Raw genomic sequence first — 22740 nt, forward strand, 5'->3', positions numbered from 1 at the left:
GCCGCTGGGATCAAAGAAGATTTTTATGTGAAACAGAGCACGAGTGAGGGTGTGGTTATGATTCGTGATGCACTACCCAAGGACGCGAAGAGCATCGCCAATGTTCATGTCAGTAGCTGGCAACACGCTTATCTCAGTCTGATGCCGGCTGATTTTTTGTCCTCGCTTACTGCAACGTTGCCTAAGAGGGAAGCTTATTGGGCTCATGCAATTGAAAGCAAAGAGTCTGACGTTTTAGTTTCAGAGGTGGATGGGAACGTTATTGGTTGGATTTCAGTGGGGCCTTGTCGTGATGAAGATAAGTCTGGCGCCGAAGCGGGAGAGGTCATGGCTATCTACGTCTTGGCAGAATACTGGGGCAAGGGTATAGGCGCCCAATTATGGGCGTCAGGTTTAAAGCGTTTGGTTGATCAGGGTTACAAGCTTGTTACCTTATGGGTTTTAGCTGAAAACGAAAGGGCTGTGCGCTTCTATCAAGGGCTCGGAGGGCAGGAGGAGCTTGGCAGCCGTCGCACGCTCGTCCGTGGCGGGGTGTCCCTGGAGGAGGTGAGGTACGTCTGGGCGCGTTAGGGGGCAGGGATGCCCGATTCAACTTGCCGCGCAGCGGCGGCAAGTCAGAGTCACGATGTTCATGTTCTTTGCGCTGCTCGATTCCCTAGAGGTTGCGGTTCTTCGCCTCGATCCACTGGGACATGTACTGCGTACTTTTATGCGCGTGATGGCGCAGCATGCTGCCGGTAAAGTTGTCGCGGCGATGGGCCGCAAGGTTGCGGCGGCATTGCTCCAGGCATGCCACCAAGGCCGGTCCGTGGAGGGCCTGGTCATAGCGCCGGGCCAGGAGCTGGCGCCCCTGTTCCTGGGCCTGGGTCCAACGCTCGCGGTCCTGATAAAGGGCCACGGCGGCGGCGGCCAGGGCCGGGGCGTTCTGCTCGATCGCGCCGGGCCAGGGCTGATCGTCGCCCATCGCTTCGGCGCCGATCGGTGTGGTGACATTCGGCGTGCCACACAGCATCGCATCCGCCAGCTTGCCCTTGATCCCGGCGCCAAAGCGCAGGGGGGCCAGGCAGATACGTGCGGCACTCATCACCTGCAACGCATCTTCGGCCCAGTTCATCACATGAAACCCCTGGGCCGCGTTGTGCAGGGCGGTGGCCTTGGGCGGGGTGTAGGCCCCGTAGATATGCAGTTGGGCGCCCGGCAGTTGCTGGCGGATCAGCGGCCACACGCTGTTTTTCATCCACAACACCGCATCCCAGTTCGGCGCGTGACGGAAGTTACCGATACTGAGGAAGTGCGCGCGGTCTTCAAAGGGCGCGAAGGCTGCGGTCGGTGGCTGCATCATCAACGGGCACCAGTGGAGCAGGGCGGCGGGCACCTTGAACTGTTCGATGAGCAGGCGGATTTCCACGTCGGAAATCATCAGGCTGATATCGCAGCGGTAAATCGCCGCGATTTCACGCTTGGCCAGGTCGGTGTCGGCCATCAACTGGAATTCCTGTTTCAGCGCCGGGGTAAACAGTGCACTGAAGTCTTCGCCGTCGGGATGGGCCTTGAGGTGGTCCCTGAGGCGCTGGTGGCGCGCGTCGCGCAGGCTTTGCAGGTCGGAGGTCTCCAGCACGCGCAGGGCGTGGGGGCAGCACTTCTCCACGCGCCAACCAAACTGTTCTTCCATCATGAAACGGTCGAACAGCACGATGTCCGGGGCCAATTCGCAAATAAAATCGTCGAAGCTGCTGTTATTGAGCTCAATCGCGCATTCGGCGATGCCCAGCGCAGCCAGGTCGGCTTTGTGCTCGCCCAGCGCTGCGGGGCTGCTGAAGGTTATATCCCAACCTTGCGTAAGAAAAGTCTCGAGGATCTGCATCATATGCCCGCCCGCTGCCGAGGAGCGTGGCTCCGGCCAGACATAACCAATGACCAGGACTTTGGTAGCGGGCTGATTCATTAACAACGGTTTCCTTGGAGGGCAGGCGCAAAGCGCGCAATTAAACCACAACCGCGAGACATGACAATTTGTGTCTGGCGGTAGGTAGCCACAGCACTTTGTGGTTAACTTCCGCCTCTCGAATTCGTTTAATCAAACCCAGCATAAGGATTCCGTCCATGGCTCAAGTCACCCTTCGTGGTAACCCCGTCCAAGTTGAAGGCGAACTGCCGCAAACCGGCTCCAAGGCGCCAGACTTCACCCTGACCGCCGGCGATCTGTCGGATGCGACCCTGGCCACCTTCGCCGGCAAACGCAAAGTGCTGAACATCTTCCCAAGCGTCGACACCCCGACCTGCGCCACCTCGGTACGCAAGTTCAACGCCCAGGCCAACGAGCTGAACAACACTGTCGTGCTGTGCATCTCCTCCGACCTGCCGTTTGCCCAGAAGCGTTTTTGCGGCACCGAAGGCCTGGACAACGTGCAGAACCTGTCGGACTTCCGCAACGCTGATTTCGCCGTTGACTACGGCGTTTCGATTGCTGACGGCCCCCTCCGGGCCCTGACCGCCCGTGCCGTCGTCGTGTTGGATGAAAACGACACTGTGCTGCACAGCGAACTGGTCCCTGAAATCGGCCAGGAGCCAAACTACGAAGCAGCCCTGGCTGTTTTGAAGTAACTGTTTCGGCGCATTACTGTCGTTACGCAGTAACACGCGCGGCACATAATTGCGGCCTGGCCTAGTCCAGGCCGTTTTTATTTGCACGTCAGATGCTTAGGGAAATAGCCGGCGGACTAAGCTCAAAAGTTAAAAGATGTAAGCCCAAGGTAAATAGCCGGTAAAGGCGCTTTTCTTAACGCGCCCCAGTGCTTATCTTTCAGCCTCCCAAAGAAGAAGCTCTCGCGCCCAATGGTTGATCACTCCATGCAATCCACCCCCCGTAACTCCCGACGCTGGCTGTTCGGCCTGCTTGTGCTGCTGGTTATCGCCGGCCTGTGCTGGAAATTCTGGCCGGGTGGCGCTGCCCATAAAGATGCGCCGGCCGCGCGCACCAGCAAGACGGGCATGGCACGCCCAGGCTTCGGTGGTTCCACTGGGCCGGTGCCGGTGCGCGTGGCACCGGCGGTGCTGGGGGAATTCCCGGTGTACTACAAGGCATTGGGTACGGTCACCGCGCTCAACACCATCAATGTACGCAGCCAGGTGGGCGGCCAGTTGGTGAAGATCGCCTTTGAAGAAGGGCAGATGGTCAAGGCCGGCGACCTGTTGGCGGAAATCGACCCGCGCAGCTATCAGAACGCCTTGCTCCAGGCCCAGGGCACGCTGATGCAGAACCAGGCCCAGTTGAAGAACGCCCAGGTCGACGTCCAGCGTTACCGCGACCTCTACGCCCAGGACAGCATCGCCAAGCAGACCCTCGACACAGCCGAAGCGCTGGTCCTGCAATACCAGGGCACGGTCAAGACCAACCAGGGCGCGGTGGACGACGCCAAGCTCAACCTCGAATTCACCAGGATCCGCGCGCCGATCAGCGGGCGCGTCGGCCTGCGTCAGCTCGACGTCGGTAACCTGGTGGCCGCCAACGACACCACGGCGCTGGCGGTGATCACCCAGACCCAACCGATCAGCGTGGCCTTCACCCTGCCGGAGAGCACCCTGGAAACCGTGCTCGCCCGTTACCACGCCGGCAACAAGCTGCCCGTGGAGGCCTGGGACCGTGGCGATGCGAAGCGCCAGGCCACCGGCGTGCTACAGAGCCTGGACAACCAGATCGACGTCACCACCGGTACCCTGAAGTTCAAGGCACGTTTCGATAACAAGGACCAGGTACTGTTCCCCAACCAATTCGTGAATGTGCATCTGCTCGCCGATACCCTGCACAACGTGGTGCTGGCGCCGTCGGCCGCGATTCAGTTCGGCAACAACGGCACCTTTGTCTACAAGCTCGATGGCGATAAGAAGGTCAAGGTCCAGCCGTTGGTGGTGGGTGACAGCGATGGCGATAACACCGTGATCAAGGAGGGCCTGGTCGCCGGCGACCGGGTGGTGCTTGAAGGCACCGACCGCCTGAAGGACGGCAGCGAAATCGAAGTGGTCAACGACAGCAGCCAGGTACCGACCACGCCGACCGAGCACCTGCAAGGCAAGCCTGCTGCGAAAGGGGAGACCGGCGCTGACGCCGGCAAGGCGCAAAAGGTCGGTTCATGAACCTCTCGCGGCTGTTTATCCTTCGCCCGGTCGCCACCACGCTGAGCATGCTGGCCATTGTCCTGGCCGGCATCATCTCGTACCGCCTGCTACCCGTCTCGGCCTTGCCCCAGGTGGATTACCCGACCATCCGCGTGATGACCCTGTACCCTGGCGCCAGCCCGGACGTGATGACCAGCGCCGTCACCGCGCCCCTGGAGCGCCAGTTCGGGCAAATGCCCGGCCTGACCCAGATGGCGTCCACCAGCTCCGGCGGCGCCTCGGTGCTGACCCTGCGTTTCAACCTCGACATCAATATGGATGTCGCCGAGCAACAGGTGCAGGCCGCGATCAACGCCGCCACCAACCTGCTGCCCAAGGATTTGCCGGCACCGCCGGTGTACAACAAGGTCAACCCGGCGGACACCCCGGTGTTGACCTTGGCGATCACCTCCAAGACCATGCTGCTGCCCAAGCTCAATGACCTGGTCGATACGCGCATGGCGCAGAAGATCGCGCAGATCAGCGGCGTCGGCATGGTCAGCATCGCCGGCGGCCAGCGCCAGGCGGTGCGGATCAAGGTCAACCCCGAGGCCCTGGCGGCCAACGGCTTGAACCTGTCGGACGTGCGTACCCTGATCGCCGCGTCCAACGTCAACCAGCCCAAGGGCAACTTCGACGGCCCGACCCGGGTGTCGATGCTCGATGCCAACGACCAGTTGGTCTCGCCCCAGCAATACGCCGAACTGATCCTGGCCTACAACAATGGCGCACCGCTGCGCCTCAAGGATGTGGCGCAGATCGTCGATGGTGCGGAAAACGAACGCCTTGCTGCCTGGGCCAATGAAAACCAGGCCGTGTTGCTGAACATCCAGCGCCAGCCGGGCGCCAACGTGATCGAGGTGGTGGACCGTATCAAGGCCCTGCTGCCGAGTATCACCGATAACCTGCCGGCCGGCCTGGACGTCACGGTCCTGACCGACCGCACCCAGACCATCCGCGCGTCGGTCACCGACGTGCAGCACGAACTGCTGATCGCCATTGCCCTGGTGGTGATGGTGACCTTCCTGTTCCTGCGCCGGGTCAGCGCCACGATCATTCCCTCCATTGCCGTGCCGCTATCGCTGGTCGGCACCTTTGGGGTGATGTACCTGGCCGGTTTCTCCATCAACAACCTCACGCTGATGGCCCTGACCATCGCCACCGGCTTCGTGGTGGACGATGCCATCGTGATGCTGGAGAACATTTCCCGCTACATCGAGGAAGGCGAGACCCCGCTGGTAGCCGCGCTCAAGGGCGCCAAGCAGATCGGGTTCACCCTGATTTCCCTGACCCTGTCGCTGATCGCCGTATTGATTCCGTTGCTGTTCATGGCTGACGTGGTCGGGCGCCTGTTCCGCGAATTCGCGATTACCCTGGCGGTGGCGATCCTGATTTCCCTGGTGGTGTCCCTGACCCTGACGCCAATGATGTGCGCGCGGCTGCTCAAGCGGGAACCCAAGGAAGAAGAACAAAGCCGTTTCTACAAGGCCAGCGGCGCCTGGATCGACTGGCTGATCGGCGCCTACGGGCGCAAATTGCAGTGGGTGCTCAGGCACCAGCCGCTGACCCTGCTGGTGGCCATCGCCACCCTGGGCCTTACGGTAGTGCTGTACCTGGTGGTGCCCAAGGGCTTTTTCCCGGTGCAGGACACCGGGGTGATCCAGGGCATTTCCGAAGCGCCGCAGTCGATATCCTTTGCGGCCATGAGCCAGCGCCAGCAGGAGCTGGCCAAGATCATCCTGGCCGACCCGGCGGTGCAAAGCCTGTCGTCCTACATCGGCGTGGATGGCGATAACGCCACCCTCAACAGCGGCCGCTTGCTGATCAACCTCAAGCCCCACGGCCAGCGCGACCTGAGTGCCGCCCAGGTGATCACCCGCCTGCAACCGGAAATCGACAAGCTGGTGGGCATCCGCCTGTTCATGCAGCCGGTGCAGGACCTGACCATTGAAGACCGCGTCAGTCGAACCCAGTACCAGTTCAGCATGTCCTCGCCGGATGCGGAGTTGCTGGCCCTGTGGAGCGGCAAGCTGGTGCATGCCCTCCGCCAGTTGCCGGAGCTGACCGACGTCGCCAGCGACCTCCAGGACAAGGGCCTGCAGGTGTACCTGGTGATCGATCGTGATGCGGCCTCGCGCCTGGGTGTCAGCGTGTCGACCATTACCGATGCGCTGTACGACGCCTTCGGCCAGCGGCAGATTTCCACCATCTACACCCAGGCCAGCCAATACCGCGTGGTCTTGCAGGCCCAGTCGGGCGAAACCCTGGGGCCGGATGCGCTGAACCAGATCCATGTGAAGACCACCGACGGCGGCCAGGTCCGCCTGTCGAGCCTGGCCCGTGTCGAACAGCGCCAGGCCCAGTTGGCGATTGCGCATATCGGCCAGTTCCCGGCGGTGATGATGTCATTCAACCTGGCGCCCGGCGTGGCGCTGGGCAAAGGCGTCGAGCTGATCAACCAGGTGCAGAAGGACATCGGCATGCCGGTGGGCGTGCAGACTCAGTTCCAGGGCGCCGCCCAGGCGTTCGAGGCGTCGTTGTCGAGCACCTTGCTGCTGATCCTGGCGGCGGTGGTCACCATGTATATCGTGCTCGGCGTGCTCTACGAGAGCTACATCCACCCGATCACCATCCTTTCGACCCTGCCGTCGGCAGCGGTGGGGGCCTTGCTCGCGTTGCTGCTCAGTGGCAATGACCTGGGCATGATCGCGATCATCGGCATCATCCTGCTGATCGGCATCGTGAAAAAGAACGCGATCATGATGATCGACTTCGCCCTGGACGCCGAACGCAACCAGGGGCTGGACCCGCAGACCGCGATCTACCAGGCGGCGCTGTTGCGCTTCCGGCCGATCCTGATGACCACCCTGGCGGCGCTGTTCGGTGCGGTGCCGTTGATGCTGGCCACCGGCTCCGGCGCAGAACTGCGCCAGCCCCTGGGCCTGGTGATGGTTGGCGGTTTGCTGGTGAGCCAGGTGTTGACCCTGTTCACCACCCCGGTGATCTACCTGTACTTCGACCGCCTCGGTCGTCGCTGGCGTAAAGAGCCGCAAAGCCTGGAGCCGGTTGAGTCATGAACCTGTCCGGACCTTTCATTCGCCGGCCGGTCGCCACCATGCTGCTGAGCCTGGCGATCCTGTTGCTGGGCGGTGTCAGCTTTAACCTGCTGCCGGTGTCGCCGCTGCCGCAGATCGATTTCCCGGTGATCGTGGTCTCGGCCAGCTTGCCCGGCGCGAGCCCCGAGGTGATGGCGTCGACCGTGGCCACGCCGTTGGAGCGCTCCTTTGGCGCGATTGCCGGCATTACCACCATGAGCAGTTCGTCGAGCCAGGGCTCCACCCGGGTGATCCTGGCGTTCGACTCCGACCGTGACATCAACGGCGCGGCGCGGGAAGTGCAGGCGGCCATCAACGCTTCGCGCAACCTGCTGCCCAGCGGCATGCGCAGCATGCCCACCTACAAGAAAATCAACCCGTCCCAGGCACCGATCATGGTGCTGTCGCTGACCTCGGACGTGTTGCAGAAAGGCCAGTTGTACGACCTGGCCTCGACCATCCTCTCGCAAAGCCTGTCCCAGGTGCCCGGCGTGGGCGAAGTGCAGATCGGCGGCAGCTCCCTGCCGGCGGTGCGTATCGAACTTGAACCCAAGGCTCTCGACCAGTACGGCGTGGCCCTGGACGATGTGCGCAACACCATTGCCAACGCGAACCAGCGGCGCCCCAAGGGCTCCCTGGAAGACAGCGAGCGCAATTGGCAGATCCAGGCCAATGACCAGTTGGAAAAGGCCAAGGACTATGAACCGCTGCTGATTCGCTACCAGAACGGCGCGGCCCTGCGCCTGAAGGATGTGGCCACGATCACTGATGGCGTGGAAGACCGCTACAACAGTGGTTTCTTCAACAACGATTCGGCGGTGCTGCTGGTGATCAATCGCCAGTCCGGCGCCAACATCATCGAGACCGTGAGGCAGATCAAGGCCCAGCTGCCGGCATTGCAGGCGGTGCTGCCGTCCAGCGTCAAGCTGAGCCTGGCGATGGACCGCTCGCCGGTGATCACCGCGACCTTGCATGAAGCCGAGATGACCCTGCTGATTGCCGTGGGCCTGGTCATCCTGGTGGTGTACCTGTTCCTCGGTAACTTCCGCGCCTCATTGATTCCGACCCTGGCGGTGCCGGTGTCGCTGGTGGGGACGTTCGCGGTGATGTACCTGTACGGGTTTTCGTTGAACAACTTCTCGCTGATGGCGCTGATCCTGGCGACCGGCCTGGTGGTGGACGATGCCATCGTGGTACTGGAGAACATTTCCCGACATATCGACGAAGGGGTGCCACCGATGAAGGCGGCGTACCTGGGCGCCCAGGAAGTCGGCTTTACCTTGTTGTCGATGAACGTGTCGCTGGTGGCGGTGTTCCTGTCCATCCTGTTCATGGGCGGCATCGTCACCAACCTGTTCCGCGAGTTTTCCATCACTTTGTCGGCGGCGATCATTGTGTCGCTGATTGTCTCGCTGACCCTGACGCCGATGCTCTGCGCCCGCTGGCTCAAGCCCCATGTCAAAGGCCAGATGACCGGTTTGCAGCGCTGGAGCCAGAAGATCAACGACCGCATGGTCGCCGGCTACGCCACCAGCCTCGACTGGGTGCTGCGCCACCGCCGACTGACCCTGCTCAGCCTGTTGCTGACCATCGGCATGAACGTGGCGTTGTATGTCGTGGTGCCGAAAACCTTTATGCCGCAGCAGGACACCGGCCAGTTGATCGGCTTCGTGCGCGGCGATGACGGGCTGTCGTTCAGCGTGATGCAGCCGAAGATGGAGACCTTCCGCAAGGCGGTGCTCAAGGACCCGGCGGTACTCAGCGTGGCCGGGTTTATCGGCGGGAGCAACGGCACCAACAACGCGGTGATGCTGGTGCGGCTCAAGCCTATCAGCGAACGCAAGGTCTCGGCGCAAGCGGTGATCGAGCGCTTGCGCAAGGATGTGCCGCTGGTGCCGGGCGGGCGCCTGTTCCTGATGGCCGACCAGGACCTGCAATTCGGCGGCAGCCGTGACCAGACCACTGCACAGTATTCCTACATCCTGCAAAGCGGTGACTTGGCCGCGCTGCGCCTGTGGTACCCGAAAGTCGTGGCCGCCCTGCGTGAGCTGCCCGAGCTGACCGCCATCGATGCCCGCGAAGGCCGCGGCGCTGCCCAGGTCACGCTGATCGTTGACCGCGACCAGGCCAAGCGCCTGGGCATCGACATGAACATGGTCACGGCAGTCTTGAACAATGCCTACAGCCAGCGGCAGATTTCCACCATCTACGACAGCCTCAACCAGTACCAGGTGGTGATGGAGGTCAACCCGAAATACGCCCAGGACCCGATTACCCTGAACCAGATGCAGGTGATCACGTCCAGTGGCGCGCGGGTGCCGTTGTCGACCATTGCCCACTATGAAAACAGCCTGGCGGACGATCGCGTCAGCCATGAAGGCCAGTTCGCCTCGGAAAACATTGCCTTCGACATGGCGCCCGGTGTGACGGTGGAGCAGGGGACGGCCGCCATCGAGCGAGCGATCGCCAAGCTCGGCTTGCCTGAGGATGTGATTGCCAAGATGGCCGGCACCGCCGACGCCTTCGCGGCGACGCAGAAGGGCCAGCCGTTCATGATTCTCGGCGCGCTGGTGGCGGTGTACCTGGTGCTGGGCATCCTCTATGAAAGCTATATCCACCCGCTGACGATCCTCTCGACCCTGCCGTCGGCCGGGGTCGGTGCGATGCTCGCCATCTACCTGACGGGCGGCGAGTTCAGCCTGATTTCCTTGCTGGGCCTGTTCCTGCTGATCGGCGTGGTGAAGAAGAACGCCATCTTGATGATCGACCTGGCCTTGCAGTTGGAGCGTAACGACGGCATGGACCCGCTGGAGTCGATTCGCAGTGCCTGCCTGCTGCGCTTGCGGCCGATCCTGATGACCACCCTGGCCGCCATTCTCGGCGCCTTGCCCTTGCTGCTGGGCGCTGGTGATGGCGCGGAAATGCGCCACCCACTGGGCTTGACCATCATCGGCGGCCTGGCCTTCAGCCAGATCCTGACCCTCTACACCACCCCGGTGGTTTACCTTTATCTAGACCGCGCGCGCCACCGTTTCAACGCCTGGCGTGGCGTGCGTACCGATGCTGCCCTGGACACTGCGCTATGACCGATTCAACCCACACCCATGCACGGCGGGTTTCCGACACGGCACCCACCCCTGTAGGAGCGAGCTTGCTCGCGAAAAAACGGCAGGCCCCGCGTTCATTCAGGCTCGGCGCGTTATCGTTAACGACCTTCGCGAGCAAGCTCGCTCCTACAGTGGGGTTGGCGTTGTTGCTCAGCGCCTGCGCCGTCGGCCCTGACTACCATCGCCCGGAAGTCATCGAACCGGCGCAGTTCAAGGAGGCCCAGGGCTGGCGCCAGGCCACGCCGAGCGATTCCCTGGCCCGTGGCGCCTGGTGGGAGCTGTACGGTGATCGTCAACTCAATGACCTGGTGCAGCGCCTGAACAGCTCCAACCAGACCGTGGCCCAGGCCGAAGCACGTTTTCGCCAGGCCCAGGCCCTGGTGCGCAGTTCCCGTGGCGCGTTTTACCCCACCGTTGACCTGAGCGTCGGAAAAACCCGCGCGAGCCAGGGCTCTGGTAGCAGCAGCGCGAGCCTCAGCAGTTCCAGCAGCGGCATCCGCAACACCCTCAACGCCCAGCTGGGCGTGAGCTGGGAAGCCGACATCTGGGGCAAGTTGCGCCGCGGCCTGGAGGCCAACGAAGCCAGCGCCGAAGCCAGCTCGGCCGACCTGGCCGCGATGCGCTTGAGCCAACAGTCGGAACTGGTGCAAAGCTACCTGCAATTGCGGGTCATGGACGAGCAGACCCGTCTGCTGCAAGCCACCCTGGACACGTACCAACGCTCCCTGCAAATGACCGAAAACCAATACCGCGCCGGTGTCTCCGGCAAGGAAGCGGTGGCCCAGGCGCAAACCCAGCTCAAGACGACCCAAGCCAGCCTGATCGACCTGATCTGGCAGCGCGCGCAACTGGAAAACGCCATCGCCGTGTTGATCGGTGAGGCACCCGCCAACTTCAACCTGGCGGTGAGCAAGGACATCCCGGCATTGCCGCAGATCCCGGTCAGCCTGCCTTCGCAATTGCTCGAGCGTCGCCCGGACATCGCTTCGGCCGAGCGCTCAGTGATCGCTGCCAACGCCAATATCGGCGTGGCCAAGGCCGCCTATTACCCGGACCTGAGCCTCAGCCTGGCCGGCGGGTACTCCAGCAGCACCTATGCCGATTGGATCAGCCTGCCGAACCGCTTCTGGTCGGTCGGGCCGAAACTCGCCATGACCCTGTTCGACGGCGGCCAGCGCTCGGCGGAAGTGGACCGCACAGTGGCTTCCTATGACGAAACCGTGGCCAAGTACCGCCAGACCGTACTGGACGGGTTCCGCGAAGTGGAAAACTACATGGTCCAGCTCAAGGTGCTGGAAGACGAGGCCGTGGTCAGCAACGAAGCCCTGGAAGCCGCGCGGGAGTCGTTGCGCTTGACCCAGAACCAATACAAGGCGGGGCTGATTGCCTATCTGGATGTGGTCACTGTGCAGGCCACCGCTTTGAGTAACGAGCGCACTGTGTTGACCTTGCTGCAGTCGCGATTGGTGGCGAGCGTGCAACTGATCGCCGCACTGGGCGGTGGCTGGGATGGGCAGACGTCGATTGCCGAGAAGGAGTGAGTGCGCAAGGCAGGACAGTGAGCCGCATTTTGGCAGCGATAATGTGGAGGCTAAGCAGTAGGCATGACGGCAAGAATCGATCGGCGTTGAGCCGGTAGATTGGCGTCAAAATGCCACTGATGGCTCTCTGATAATTAATCGAGTGCCCAAGAATTATTCTCGCTACAATCGCCCGCTTTGCCACTTGGCACGGGCCTCTCCGGCCCGTTGCGCACGAGAAATTGCATGCTTGTCGGTAGTTATTCCCCCTCCCTGGTTGTGATCTCCCTGTTCGTTGCGATCCTCGCGTCCTATACCGCGCTGGACCTCAGTGGCCGCATCGCCACGGCCAGCGGGCGCGCGGTTTATCTATGGATAGCAGGCGGGGCGCTGGCCATGGGCGTGGGGGTGTGGTCCATGCACTTTATCGGCATGTTGGCGCTGCGCCTGCCGTTTGCCCTGGGATTTGACCTGGGCATTACCGCGCTGTCGCTGTTGATCGCGGTGTTGTCCAGCGGTTTTGCCTTATGGCTGGTGAGCCAGCAGCACCTGCCCGCCTGGCAGCTGGTGTTTGGCGCGCTGGTCATGGGGATGGGCATCGCCAGCATGCATTACACCGGCATGGCCGCGATGCGCATGACGCCGGGCATCGACTACGACCCCGGCTTGTTTGGCGTGTCGTTGCTGATAGCGGTGGTGGCGTCCGGCGCGGCACTTTGGATCGCCTTTAACCTTCGGCGCAATACTCCCTACGTACGCCTGGTACGTGGCGGGGCGGCGGTGGTAATGGGGTTTGCCATTGTTGGCATGCATTACACCGGTATGGCCGCGGCACGCTTTGCCGATGACAGTTTCTGCGGCGCCGCCTTGACCGGCTTGAGTGGCAAGGGCCTGGATAACCTGGTGTTGGTGACGACCTTGGCCGTGCTTGCCATTGCATTGCTGACCTCGCTGCTTGATGCGCGCCTGGAAGCCCGCACCGCCATACTCGCCGACTCCCTGACCCTGGCGAACCAGGAACTGACCCACCTGGCCCTGCACGACATGCTCACCGGCCTGCCCAATCGCACCTTGCTCGCAGACCGTATTCAGCAGGCGATGCAGGCCGTTAAGGAGCAGGGCGGTTGCTTCGCCCTGATGTTTATCGACCTGGATGGCTTCAAACCGGTCAACGATGCCTTCGGCCACCACTTGGGAGATCAGTTGCTGCGCGAGGTCGGCCAGCGCCTGCGTGAAGACCTGCGCAGCCAGGACACCCTGGCGCGTATCGGCGGGGATGAGTTCGTGCTGCTGGTGCAACTGACGCAGCCGGATGATGCCCTCGGCCTGGCTGAACGCCAGGTGTCGTTGATCAATCGCGCGTTCCAGGTGGCCGAGCATGCGTTGAAAATCTCCGCCAGCGTCGGCATTGCCCTGTACCCCGGCAACGGCGGTAACCCCCAGGAGCTGCTGATGAACGCCGATGCCGCGATGTACCACGCCAAGGGCATGGGCAAGAATGGCTACAGCTTCTTCGATGTGTCGATGAACACTAACGCGCGCAAGCAGCTGCAGTTGTTGCAGGACCTGCGCAATGCCCTCGAACACCAGCAGTTCCGGTTGTATTACCAGCCCAAATTCGACGCCGTCAGTGGTCTCCCGGTAGGGGCCGAAGCGTTGCTGCGCTGGGAGCATCCGCAGCACGGTTTGCTGTTGCCCGACACGTTTATCGAATTGGCGGAAAAGACCGGGCTGATCATCCCGATGGGGGAATGGGTGCTCAATGAAGCCTGCCGCCAGATGCGCGAGTGGTACGGCCAGGGCTACGAGGGGTGGCGCATTGCCGTTAACCTCTCGGCGTTGCAGTTCTGCCATGGGGGGCTGGTCCAGAGTGTGGCGGCGGCCTTGGAGCGTCACCAGTTGCCGGCCAACAGCCTGACCCTGGAGATCACCGAGACCACCGCCATGCGCGATGCCGATGCGAGCATGACGGTGTTGCAGCAGCTTTCCGACATGGGGGTCGATCTGTCCATCGATGACTTTGGCACCGGCTATTCCAGCCTGATGTATCTCAAGCGCCTGCCGGCCAACGAACTGAAGATCGACCGTGGGTTTGTACGCGACCTGGAGCACGACAGCGACGATGCCGCCATCGTCTCGGCCATTGTCGCCCTGGGCCAGGCCCTGGGCCTGCGAATCGTCGCCGAAGGCGTGGAAACCGATGCGCAGCAGCGTTTCCTGACCCGCCTGGGCTGTGATTCCCTGCAAGGTTATCTGCTCGGACACCCGCTGCCGGCTGACGGCTTCATGGTCGGCATCCAGCGCGTCGAAGACGCGTTGGCGCCTGACAAAAGCCGTAGGTGACAGTTAGTATTGGATTCATGCATAAACATCAGGTTGAAACAGGGGACCGCACGCATGGACAAAGTCGTCATCATCACCGGGGGCAGCCGTGGGATTGGCGCCGAGACGGCATTGCTGGCCGCTCGCGAGGGCTATCGCATCTGCATCAATTACCAGTCCGACGAGGACGCCGCGCACCGCGTGCTTGAACAGGTTCGGGCCCTGGGCGCCCAGGCGATTGCCGTGCGGGCGGATGTCAGCATCGAAGATGAAGTGATCGCACTGTTTCATCGCGTCGACGCCGAACTGGGCCGGGTCACGGCGTTGGTCAACAATGCTGGCACCGTGGGGCATAAATCGCGGGTGGACGAAATGTCCGAGTTCCGCATCCTGAAAGTCATGAAGACCAATGTGCTTGGCCCGATCCTGTGTGCCAAGCATGCCGTGCTGCGCATGTCGCCCAAGCATGGCGGGCAGGGCGGCAGTATCGTCAACGTGTCATCGGTGGCCGCGCGGCTCGGCTCACCGGGAGAGTATGTCGACTACGCAGCCTCCAAGGGCGCGCTCGATACCTTCACCATCGGCTTGTCGAAGGAAGTCGCGGGCGAAGGCATTCGTGTCAACGCGGTGCGCCCCGGCTATATCTTTACCGACTTCCATGCCTTGAGCGGCGACCCGAATCGGGTCAGCAAGCTGGAGTCTGGCATCCCCATGGCCCGGGGCGGGCGCCCGGATGAAGTGGCGGAAGCGATTATCTGGTTGTTGTCGGATAAGGCTTCTTATGCCACGGGCACATTTGTCGACCTGGGCGGTGGCCGTTAAGCGTCAGCGCAATCAGCTCGGAAGTCGGCGCAGGTTCATTACTCCGCCGGGTTCCAGCTCAGAATGACCTTACGATCCGGCCCAACGTCTCCATCGCCTTTTCCGACGCCTCGGTCCATGGGCTGCCATAGTTCAAGCGAATGCAATTGCGGAAACGCTGGGTTGCCGAGAAAATCGGTCCCGGCGCAATGCTGATGCCCTGGGCCAAAGCCATCTGGAACAATTTCAACGAGTCTGTCTGCTCTGGCAGTTCCAACCACAGGAAGTAGCCGCCGGCAGGCTGGCTGACCCGTGTCTGCGCCGGAAAGTAGCGTGCAATGGCGGCAAGCATGGCGCTTTGCTGTTCTTCCAGGGCATAGCGCAATTTGCGCAGGTGCCGATCATAGCCGCCGTGTTGCAGGTAGTCGGCGATGGCTGCCTGGGCCGGCATCGACGGGCAGAGCGAGGTCATCAGCTTCAAGCGCTCGACCTTCTGCGCATAACGCCCGGCCGCGACCCAACCAACCCGGTAACCCGGGGCCAGGCTCTTGGCGAATGAACCGCAGTGCATCACCAGTCCCTCGGTGTCGAAGGCCTTGGCCGGTTTCGGTGCCTGTTGCCCGTAGTACAGTTCGGCGTAGACGTCGTCTTCGATCAGCGGCACCTGGTGACGGCGCAACAGCTCCACCAGTTCCTGTTTCTTCGACTCTGGCAGTGTGGCGCCCATGGGGTTCTGGAAGCTGGTCATGGTCCAGCAGGCCTTGATCGGGTAGCGCTCAAGGCTTTGCGACAACGCGTTAAGGTCAATGCCATCGCGTGGATGCACCGGGATCTCCACCGCCTTGAGCTTCAGGCGTTCCAGCACCTGCAGGCAGGCATAGAACGCGGGGGCTTCAATGGCCACCAGGTCACCCGGCTCGGTGACGGCCTGCAGGCACAGGTTCAGGGCCTCCAGCGCCCCGTTGGTGATCAGCAGTTCTTCCATGGGCAGCATCAGCCCGCCGACCATGTAGCGCAGGGCAATCTGGCGTCGCAATTGCGGGTTGCCCGGCGACATGTCGGTGACCACCAGGCGCGGGTCCATCTCACGGCTGGCGCTGGCCAGGGAGCGGGCCAGGCGTGGCAGCGGGAACAGCATCGGGCTGGGGAAGGCCGAACCGAAGGGCACGGTGTTCGGGTCCTTGATGGAGTCGAGTACCGAGAACACCAGTTCGCTCACATCGACCTCGGTGGACTCGTGGACCTGCTCGCTCACCACCGGCTCGGAAAACGGGCTGGGTGCATGGGTATTGACGAAGTAGCCGGAGCGCGGACGCGCACGGATCAGGCCCCGGCGCTCCAGCAGGTAGTAGGCCTGGAAGACGGTGGATGGGCTGACGCCGTAGGTCTGGCTGGCATAGCGCACCGAGGGCACCCGTTGGCCGGGGCCGAGGACGCCGGAGCGGATCAGTTCGGCAATGTCATCGGCGAATTTTTCGTAGCGTTTCATTTTGGCCTTAAACACGTGTTTTATATGAGTGGAGATCCCATTGGGGGAGCCCTAATGCCGTACATCGCCTTCTGTAGGAGCGAGCTTGCTCGCGAAAAACGTCAACGATAACGCGTGCTTCCTGAATCAACGCGGCGCCTTTGAGTTCTTCGCGAGCAAGCTCGCTCCTACAAAAAAGCCCACCTCCCACATTCATTCTCGGTACCGAGGTCTCAGCGGTTGAGCGGCGCCACGAAGCGGCTATCGGCCGCACTGTAGATCCAGGGTTCATCCACATCCGACACCTTGAACCGCAACGTCTGCGAACTGCTCGCCGGCTTGTCGGCCAGCAATGCCACCGATACCGGCACATCGCTGATTTCCCCGGGTGCCAGGCTGATCTCGGTCTTGCCCTGCAGTTGGAAGCCCTCGGCGTCCACCAGCTCCAGGCGGTAATCCTGGCGTTGCTGCGTCTTGTTGATGACCTTGAGGCTGTAGATGTTTTCGATCAAGCCCTGGGCGTTCTCGCGGAACATGCCACGGTCCTTGGTAACGTCCAGCGACACCATCGGCCGTTGCACCAACGCCACCACCAGCGCCGCGATCATCACCAGCAGCACGGCACTGTAGCCGATCAGGCGCGGCCGCAGCAGGTGAGTCTTGCCACCTTGCAGTTGATGTTCGGAGGTATAGCTCACCAGGCCACGGGCATAGCCCATTTTGTCCATGATCGAATCGCAGGCGTCGATGCACGCCGCGCAGCCGATGCACTCCATTTGCAGGCCGTCGCGGATATCGATGCCGGTGGGGCAGACCTGCACGCACAACTGGCAGTCGATACAGTCGCCCAGGCCGACATCCGCCGGTTTCACCTCGCGTTTGCGTGGGCCACGGCTTTCGCCACGGGCCACATCATAGGAGATGGTCAGGGTGTCTTTGTCGAACATCACGCTCTGGAACCGGGCGTAGGGGCACATGTGCATGCACACGGCTTCGCGCAGCCAGCCGGCATTGATGTAGGTGGCTGCGGTGAAAAACAGGACCCAGAACAGGCTCACGCCCCCCATCTGCCAGGTCAGCAGTTCGGTGGCCAGCGGGCGAATGGGGGTGAAGTAGCCGACAAAAGTCAGCCCGGTCAGCACACTGATGCCCAGCCACAAGGTATGTTTGGCCGAGCGCCGCGCCAGTTTATTCAGGCTCCAGGGGGCCGCTTGCAGCTTGATGCGTTGGTTGCGTTCGCCTTCGGTGATTTTTTCGCACCACATGAACAACCAGGTAAAGGAGCTTTGCGGGCAGGTGTAGCCGCACCATACGCGGCCGGCAAACACAGTGATCGCAAACAGGCCGAAGGCGCAGATGATCAGCAGCGCCGACAACAGGATGAAGTCCTGGGGCCAGAAGGTCGCGCCAAAGATATGGAATTTGCTTTCAGCCAGGTCCCACAGCACGGCCTGGCGACCGCCCCAGTTCAGCCACACGGTGCCGAAGAAGGCCAGGAACAGAAAGCCTGCACCGCTCACGCGCAAGGTACGAAACAGGCCGGTAAAGCTGCGCGTGTGAATCAGGTTGTCGCTGGATGCGGCCTTCACCTTCTTTGGGTGCGCAGGTGCATGGGGTTCCACGGTTCGGACGGGGATTATTTCGCTCATGGTCATTCGCTCATCAGCCTCCATCAGGCGGATGAACTATGCCCGTCGCTCTGTTTGCATAACAGACTCAGGTATGGCGATAAAAAGCGGATCAGATACGTTGGTGGCCTAGCGCTGCGACAATGTGCTGCACCCCGTGGCGCCTGGGGTGCAGGCTTGATTTGGCGATGCTGACGCAGATCAATTAAATCAGCGAACCAGGCTCTTCGGCCTTGACGTGGTTGCGTGCATCCGTTGCACCCTCGACCGTCAGGGCGTCGGCCTCGGCTTCGGTGATATAGATCCGCTGGCCGGCCAGGTCCACGTAAGACATGGCTTTGTCGTTGTCGGTGAGGACCTTGACTCGGGTAGCCGGCACGCTTTGTTCCTGGCCGTTTTCATCGAGTATGAAATAGCACAGATGGTTTTCGATACGTACGGTCATGCTGATCTCCCTTTTCATAGGCTATGAAGGTTAGGGGCATGCCATCGGCAGTGGTTCCAGGCAACTGACTGGCGGTCGCTGCGGTCCATGCTTTATCGACCCCTATACAGGACAGTTTCCATGGACGCTTGGTGGCACGAAGTCTGGCAAACCCTGCAAGCCGAATTCGCCGATATTACCGATGCGAAGCAACTCACCCAGATCACCGTACGCTTGTTGATCGCCGCGCTCCTGGGCGGGGTCCTCGGTTTTGAACGTGAGCACAAGGGCAAGGCGGCCGGGGTGCGCACGCACATGCTGGTGGCCCTGGGCGCGGCGCTGTTCGTGTTGGTGCCACAGATGTCCGGCAACCAGGCGGATGCCATGAGCCGGGTGGTGCAGGGGGTGATTGCCGGGATTGGGTTCCTGGGGGCGGGCACTATCCTCAAAGGCAAGGAGGATGAGGAGGGCCAGCACGTCAAGGGCCTGACCACCGCAGCCGGGTTGTGGATGACCGCCGCCATTGGGGTGGCGGCGGGGATGGGGCGCGAGTCGACGGCGGTGCTCAGTACGTTACTGGCCCTGGCGGTGTTGAGCGTGATGCCGAGGATCGTCAAGGTCTTTGAGAAGGATCAATGACCACCGCTCAGCTCAACAGGTCGGTTTCCTTCAATTGCCCAAATATCTTTGCGACAAACGCTGGCTCCGACGGGTTACCTGAAATCACCAGAACGCTCGTGTTGGTGGTGGGGGAGTACTTCAGCTGCATTTCCCCACTGGCCCCGGATAGTTGGTGGACCCATTGCAAGGGTTTATTGAGTTGTCTGCGAATACCTGAAACATCCAGTTTGTCTTGACCGTGCACGAAATCCCGGACTTCGCTGGGGGCGTCGAGGGAAGACTCCTGGATGCTGGTGTAACGGTAGATATTCGGCCGAACCGTGCACGGTTTGTGGGGGGTGTCAGTGGGTATGCGATTCTCCAGATCAGTGGGGTGTGGGAACTTCAACGACCCGATTGCTTTTCTCACCAGCGCGGAAATGGAACACAGGGACGTCGCCCTGGCATTTGCTTGAGCAAGGTTGTCCTGGATATCCAGCAAAGGCTCATGCTTTTTACTGGCAAAGCGGCGCACGAGATCAAATCGGCTTTCAAGCGGGGCGGTCATTAATCTGTACTTCAGGTCGAACAGGGCCGACTCGACATGGTTCCGATAGCTGTCGACCTGCTCAGCCTCGAAGGGAGACAGGACAGTGTCGATCGCATCTTTGCTCAATTGAGATTCGACCTTCTCGAGGACCTTGACGTTGTCGTTTGCATCGGGCCCGGACAATAAGGTGCTGATCTTGTCGGTCGTCAATAGCGTGCCAATTTTGTTGAAGGTGTCTATAGACCCTCTGGATGTTGGATCACGCAGCATGTGTTCAACCGTGCTTCGGTTTACCTGGGCACCCAGGTCAGTGAGGCTTTGCTTCATCGTTGCCGTGCTTGAAGGGGCCGGCTCGGGGTTGTCGGGTCGCTTGGGTTGCCTGGCGTGGTTCGGGCCTGAGCGGAGCAGGGCCTCCAGGGCTTGCGCGGTTACGACTGAAGACGCGGGAGGGAGGCCCCGTTCCGCACGATGCTGGCTTGGAGGGAGTGCGGAGTGGGGCGTCGGTATTTGATGGATGGCTGACATAATGTGTCCTCGCGAGTGCTTGGGTAAGCGAGTCGTCTTGGGATGACGTCTATGCGCGGTCAGTATCACCAATGTCCATTCAGACGAAGTAAGGACTTCACCGTTCGAGCCAGTAGGGTATTTCGCTTGTTAAGGTCAGTTCCCAGAGGTACTCGACATCACGGGGGCGATCGTCGTCGGTGGCTCCTCCACCGGCGGTGGCTCGTTTTCAGGTGGTTCTTGTTCTGGAATGGGCTCAGGCTCTGTGGGCGGCAGCGTCGGGTTATCGATATTCGGGTCGGGTGTTTCAGCCGGGATCGGGATATTCATCGGTATGGCCTCGTTTGTGCTTTGCTCTAGCGGTGGACATCGGGTGGGGGGAATTGATTCCCCGCCCAATGGCGGCATATCCGCCTGAACTTTTAACCAGGGGGCAGGCTCGGACCTTATACGGCCCTGCTCAGGGAGAGCGGCGCCGTATCAGAATTCGGATCAAGCAAAGAGCGTCCACAGGGCGTAAGGGGAAGATGCTCGATGACTGCTGAAACACTGGCTCCAAAGGAATCCTTATTGCCGTTGTCCCAGGCGCTGTTGTTGCCCAGGATCGCGATTGAAAGCACCACCCCCGTGATTGATGGCGGAGAATTTGCCGTAAAGGCCGTGGTGGGCCAGCGTGTCAATGTCACCAGCAAGGTGTTCGCCGATGGGCACGACAAGCTCGCCGTGCTGATCCGCTGGCGTGCGTTGCACGAAGAAAGCTGGCACAGCGTGGTCATGGCCGATGTGGGCAACGATGGCTGGGAGGGTGCTTTTAGCGTCGTCCAGCAGGGGCCCCACGAGTATTGCATCGAAGCCTGGATCGATACCTTCGCCAGCTTCTGCTACGAACTGCGCAAGAAACACGAGGCCGGGGTGCCGGTCAGCCTGGAGTTGCAGGAAGGCCGCAGCCTGGTGTTGCAGGCCGCCGAACGCAGTGACAACGAGCTGCGCGACCACCTGATGCTGCTGCACCACGAACTCTCCGGCCTGCTGGAAACCGAGCAGGTCGCGCTGTTTTTGCACGAAGACAGTGCGCATCTCATGACCCAGGCCGACCACCGCGCCTACTTGAGCATCAGCACCGTATACCCGATCGATGTGGAGCGCGAAGCCGCACAATTTGCCAGTTGGTACGAACTGTTTCCCCGTTCGATCACCGACGATCCCGCACGCCACGGCACCTTCAATGATGTGCACTCGCGGCTGTCGATGATCCATGACATGGGCTTCGATGTGCTGTACTTCCCGCCGATCCACCCCATCGGCCGCAGCCACCGCAAGGGCAAGAACAACGCGCTCACGGCCGGCCCGGATGATCCAGGTAGCCCCTACGCGATCGGCAGCGAGGAGGGCGGCCACGAAGCCATCCACCCGCAACTGGGCAGCCGCGATGACTTTCGCCGCCTGGTCAAGGCCGCCGCCGAGCATGGTTTGGAAATCGCCCTGGACTTTGCCATCCAGTGCTCCCAGGACCACCCCTGGCTCAAGCAGCACCCAGGCTGGTTCAACTGGCGCCCGGACGGCACGATCAAATACGCGGAAAACCCGCCGAAAAAATACCAGGACATCGTCAACGTCGACTTTTACGCCGCCGATGCCATCCCCGGCCTATGGACCGAGCTGCGGGACATCGTGGTCGGTTGGGTGGAAGAGGGCGTGAAGACCTTTCGCGTCGACAACCCTCACACCAAGCCGCTGCCGTTCTGGCAATGGCTGATCAGTGATGTCAGGGCCAAGCACCCGGAAGTGATCTTCCTCGCCGAAGCCTTCACCACCCCCGCGATGATGGCGCGCCTGGGCAAGGTCGGATACTCCCAGAGCTACACCTATTTCACCTGGCGTAACACCAAGGCCGAACTGAGCGAGTACCTGACGCAGTTGAACCAGTCACCGTGGCGCGAATGCTACCGGCCGAACTTCTTCGTCAATACGCCGGACATCAACCCAGGCTTCCTGCATGAGTCCGGGCGTCCGGGCTTCTTGATTCGCGCCGTGTTGGCCAGCATGGGCTCGGGGCTGTGGGGCATGTATTCAGGTTTTGAACTGTGCGAAGCCGCGCCGGTACCGGGCAAGGAAGAATACCTGGACTCGGAGAAGTACGAGATCCGCCCACGGGACTTCACCGCGCCGGGCAACATCATTGCCGAGATCGCCCAGCTCAATCGCATCCGCCGACAGAACCCGGCGTTGCAGACCCACTTGGGCCTGAAGCTGTACAACGCCTGGAACGACAACATCCTGTACTTCGGCAAGCGCAGCGAGGACGGCAGCAACTTCATCCTGGTGGCAGTCAACCTCGACCCCTTCAACGCCCAGGAAGCCCATTTCGAGTTACCGCTCTGGGAGCTGGGCCTGCCGGACGATGCGCAGATCCAGGGTGAAGACTTGATGAACGGCCATCGCTGGACCTGGTACGGCAAGAACCAGTGGACGCGGCTGGAGCCGCAGATGCCGTTCGGGATCTGGCGTATCACCACCTCCTGAGCCTGGCGAAGATCAACAGCTGGGAGGGGGCAAGCCCCTCCCA

16 protein-coding genes are annotated in these 22740 nt (G+C 61.6%); 10 read left to right on the forward strand and 6 right to left on the reverse strand.

Translation table 11 applies throughout. The features are described from left to right. The first annotated feature begins 57 nt into the window (after positions 1-57). Positions 58-570: a GNAT family N-acetyltransferase gene (locus QU606_RS17555; protein ID WP_041161187.1), complete on the forward strand. Its 513-nt coding sequence runs from the start codon at positions 58-60 to the stop codon at positions 568-570. Between the two features lie 85 nt (positions 571-655). On the opposite strand, the gene QU606_RS17560 is transcribed toward QU606_RS17555, so the two are convergent. Then, positions 656-1945 (reverse strand): glycosyltransferase, encoded by a 1290-nt coding sequence (locus tag QU606_RS17560; protein ID WP_024075152.1) that lies wholly within the window; start codon positions 1943-1945, stop codon positions 656-658. Positions 1946-2103: 158 nt separating this feature from the next. Here QU606_RS17560 and tpx point away from each other — a divergent pair, with 158 nt between their 5' ends. The 7 genes from tpx (at position 2104) to QU606_RS17595 (ending at position 15021) form a co-directional block, all read left to right on the forward strand. Beyond that, positions 2104-2604 (forward strand): thiol peroxidase, encoded by a 501-nt coding sequence (tpx, locus tag QU606_RS17565; protein WP_024075153.1) that lies wholly within the window; start codon positions 2104-2106, stop codon positions 2602-2604. A gap of 231 nt (positions 2605-2835) precedes the next feature. Next, entirely contained in the window at positions 2836-4134 is a 1299-nt protein-coding gene (locus tag QU606_RS17570; RefSeq protein WP_304997251.1) for an MdtA/MuxA family multidrug efflux RND transporter periplasmic adaptor subunit, read from the forward strand. After that, positions 4131-7232, forward strand: coding sequence for an MdtB/MuxB family multidrug efflux RND transporter permease subunit (locus QU606_RS17575; RefSeq protein WP_304997252.1), 3102 nt, complete (start codon positions 4131-4133; stop codon positions 7230-7232). The genes QU606_RS17570 and QU606_RS17575 overlap by 4 nt, the downstream gene beginning before the upstream one ends. Continuing rightward, positions 7229-10336 carry an efflux RND transporter permease subunit gene (locus QU606_RS17580; RefSeq protein ID WP_102624227.1) on the forward strand — a complete coding sequence of 1036 codons (3108 nt, stop codon included), beginning with the start codon at positions 7229-7231 and terminating at the stop codon, positions 10334-10336. Before QU606_RS17575 ends, QU606_RS17580 begins: the two co-directional genes overlap by 4 nt. Next, complete coding sequence (locus QU606_RS17585) at positions 10333-11898, forward strand: efflux transporter outer membrane subunit (protein ID WP_024075157.1); 1566 nt, start codon at positions 10333-10335, stop codon at positions 11896-11898. Before QU606_RS17580 ends, QU606_RS17585 begins: the two co-directional genes overlap by 4 nt. Positions 11899-12123: 225 nt before the next feature. Continuing rightward, positions 12124-14220, forward strand: coding sequence for a bifunctional diguanylate cyclase/phosphodiesterase (locus QU606_RS17590; RefSeq protein WP_024075158.1), 2097 nt, complete (start codon positions 12124-12126; stop codon positions 14218-14220). Between the two features lie 54 nt (positions 14221-14274). Further along, the gene (locus tag QU606_RS17595) at positions 14275-15021 is read left to right on the forward strand and encodes an SDR family oxidoreductase (protein ID WP_024075159.1); all 747 of its coding nucleotides are present in this window, start codon (positions 14275-14277) and stop codon (positions 15019-15021) included. A 58-nt stretch (positions 15022-15079) separates the two neighbouring features. Here the strand turns inward: QU606_RS17595 and mapR are convergent, their stop codons facing one another. The 3 genes from mapR to QU606_RS17610 all read right to left on the reverse strand — a co-directional run bounded on the left by mapR (position 15080) and on the right by QU606_RS17610 (position 18541). Beyond that, complete coding sequence (gene mapR, locus QU606_RS17600; RefSeq protein ID WP_024075160.1) at positions 15080-16489, reverse strand: GntR family transcriptional regulator MpaR; 1410 nt, start codon at positions 16487-16489, stop codon at positions 15080-15082. Positions 16490-16701: 212 nt separating this feature from the next. Beyond that, a complete protein-coding gene (ccoG, locus tag QU606_RS17605; RefSeq protein ID WP_277378240.1) occupies positions 16702-18117 on the reverse strand; it encodes a cytochrome c oxidase accessory protein CcoG in 1416 nt (471 codons plus the stop codon). 184 nt (positions 18118-18301) lie between these two features. Further along, positions 18302-18541, reverse strand: coding sequence for a DUF3203 family protein (locus QU606_RS17610; protein WP_304997253.1), 240 nt, complete (start codon positions 18539-18541; stop codon positions 18302-18304). Positions 18542-18661: 120 nt separating this feature from the next. Here QU606_RS17610 and QU606_RS17615 point away from each other — a divergent pair, with 120 nt between their 5' ends. After that, positions 18662-19159 (forward strand): MgtC/SapB family protein, encoded by a 498-nt coding sequence (locus tag QU606_RS17615; protein ID WP_304997254.1) that lies wholly within the window; start codon positions 18662-18664, stop codon positions 19157-19159. Positions 19160-19166: 7 nt separating this feature from the next. On the opposite strand, the gene QU606_RS17620 is transcribed toward QU606_RS17615, so the two are convergent. Further along, positions 19167-19997, reverse strand: a complete 831-nt coding sequence (locus tag QU606_RS17620; RefSeq protein WP_051448884.1) for a M10 family metallopeptidase C-terminal domain-containing protein — start codon at positions 19995-19997, stop codon at positions 19167-19169. Between the two features lie 333 nt (positions 19998-20330). Next, positions 20331-20504, reverse strand: coding sequence for a hypothetical protein (locus QU606_RS17625; protein ID WP_168233082.1), 174 nt, complete (start codon positions 20502-20504; stop codon positions 20331-20333). A 204-nt stretch (positions 20505-20708) separates the two neighbouring features. On the opposite strand from QU606_RS17625, the gene QU606_RS17630 reads away from it, so the two are divergent. Continuing rightward, positions 20709-22697, forward strand: coding sequence for an alpha-1,4-glucan--maltose-1-phosphate maltosyltransferase (locus QU606_RS17630; RefSeq protein WP_304997255.1), 1989 nt, complete (start codon positions 20709-20711; stop codon positions 22695-22697). The last annotated feature ends 43 nt before the right edge of the window (positions 22698-22740 follow it).

It is taken from the genome of Pseudomonas sp. OVF7, from assembly GCF_030644265.1.
GTDB lineage: Bacteria > Pseudomonadota > Gammaproteobacteria > Pseudomonadales > Pseudomonadaceae > Aquipseudomonas > Aquipseudomonas gorinensis.

Coding starts and splice junctions, on each gene's coding strand:
- QU606_RS17585 (WP_024075157.1), top strand. CDS start 10,333: ATGACCGATTCAACCCACACCCATGCACGGCGGGTTTCCGACACGGCA.
- QU606_RS17575 (WP_304997252.1), top strand. CDS start 4,131: ATGAACCTCTCGCGGCTGTTTATCCTTCGCCCGGTCGCCACCACGCTG.
- QU606_RS17560 (WP_024075152.1), bottom strand. CDS start 1,945: ATGAATCAGCCCGCTACCAAAGTCCTGGTCATTGGTTATGTCTGGCCG.
- QU606_RS17580 (WP_102624227.1), top strand. CDS start 7,229: ATGAACCTGTCCGGACCTTTCATTCGCCGGCCGGTCGCCACCATGCTG.
- ccoG (WP_277378240.1), bottom strand. CDS start 18,117: ATGAGCGAAATAATCCCCGTCCGAACCGTGGAACCCCATGCACCTGCG.
- QU606_RS17595 (WP_024075159.1), top strand. CDS start 14,275: ATGGACAAAGTCGTCATCATCACCGGGGGCAGCCGTGGGATTGGCGCC.
- QU606_RS17625 (WP_168233082.1), bottom strand. CDS start 20,504: ATGAATATCCCGATCCCGGCTGAAACACCCGACCCGAATATCGATAAC.
- QU606_RS17555 (WP_041161187.1), top strand. CDS start 58: ATGATTCGTGATGCACTACCCAAGGACGCGAAGAGCATCGCCAATGTT.
- QU606_RS17615 (WP_304997254.1), top strand. CDS start 18,662: ATGGACGCTTGGTGGCACGAAGTCTGGCAAACCCTGCAAGCCGAATTC.
- QU606_RS17630 (WP_304997255.1), top strand. CDS start 20,709: ATGACTGCTGAAACACTGGCTCCAAAGGAATCCTTATTGCCGTTGTCC.
- QU606_RS17620 (WP_051448884.1), bottom strand. CDS start 19,997: ATGAAGCAAAGCCTCACTGACCTGGGTGCCCAGGTAAACCGAAGCACG.
- tpx (WP_024075153.1), top strand. CDS start 2,104: ATGGCTCAAGTCACCCTTCGTGGTAACCCCGTCCAAGTTGAAGGCGAA.
- mapR (WP_024075160.1), bottom strand. CDS start 16,489: ATGAAACGCTACGAAAAATTCGCCGATGACATTGCCGAACTGATCCGC.
- QU606_RS17590 (WP_024075158.1), top strand. CDS start 12,124: ATGCTTGTCGGTAGTTATTCCCCCTCCCTGGTTGTGATCTCCCTGTTC.
- QU606_RS17570 (WP_304997251.1), top strand. CDS start 2,836: ATGGTTGATCACTCCATGCAATCCACCCCCCGTAACTCCCGACGCTGG.
- QU606_RS17610 (WP_304997253.1), bottom strand. CDS start 18,541: ATGACCGTACGTATCGAAAACCATCTGTGCTATTTCATACTCGATGAA.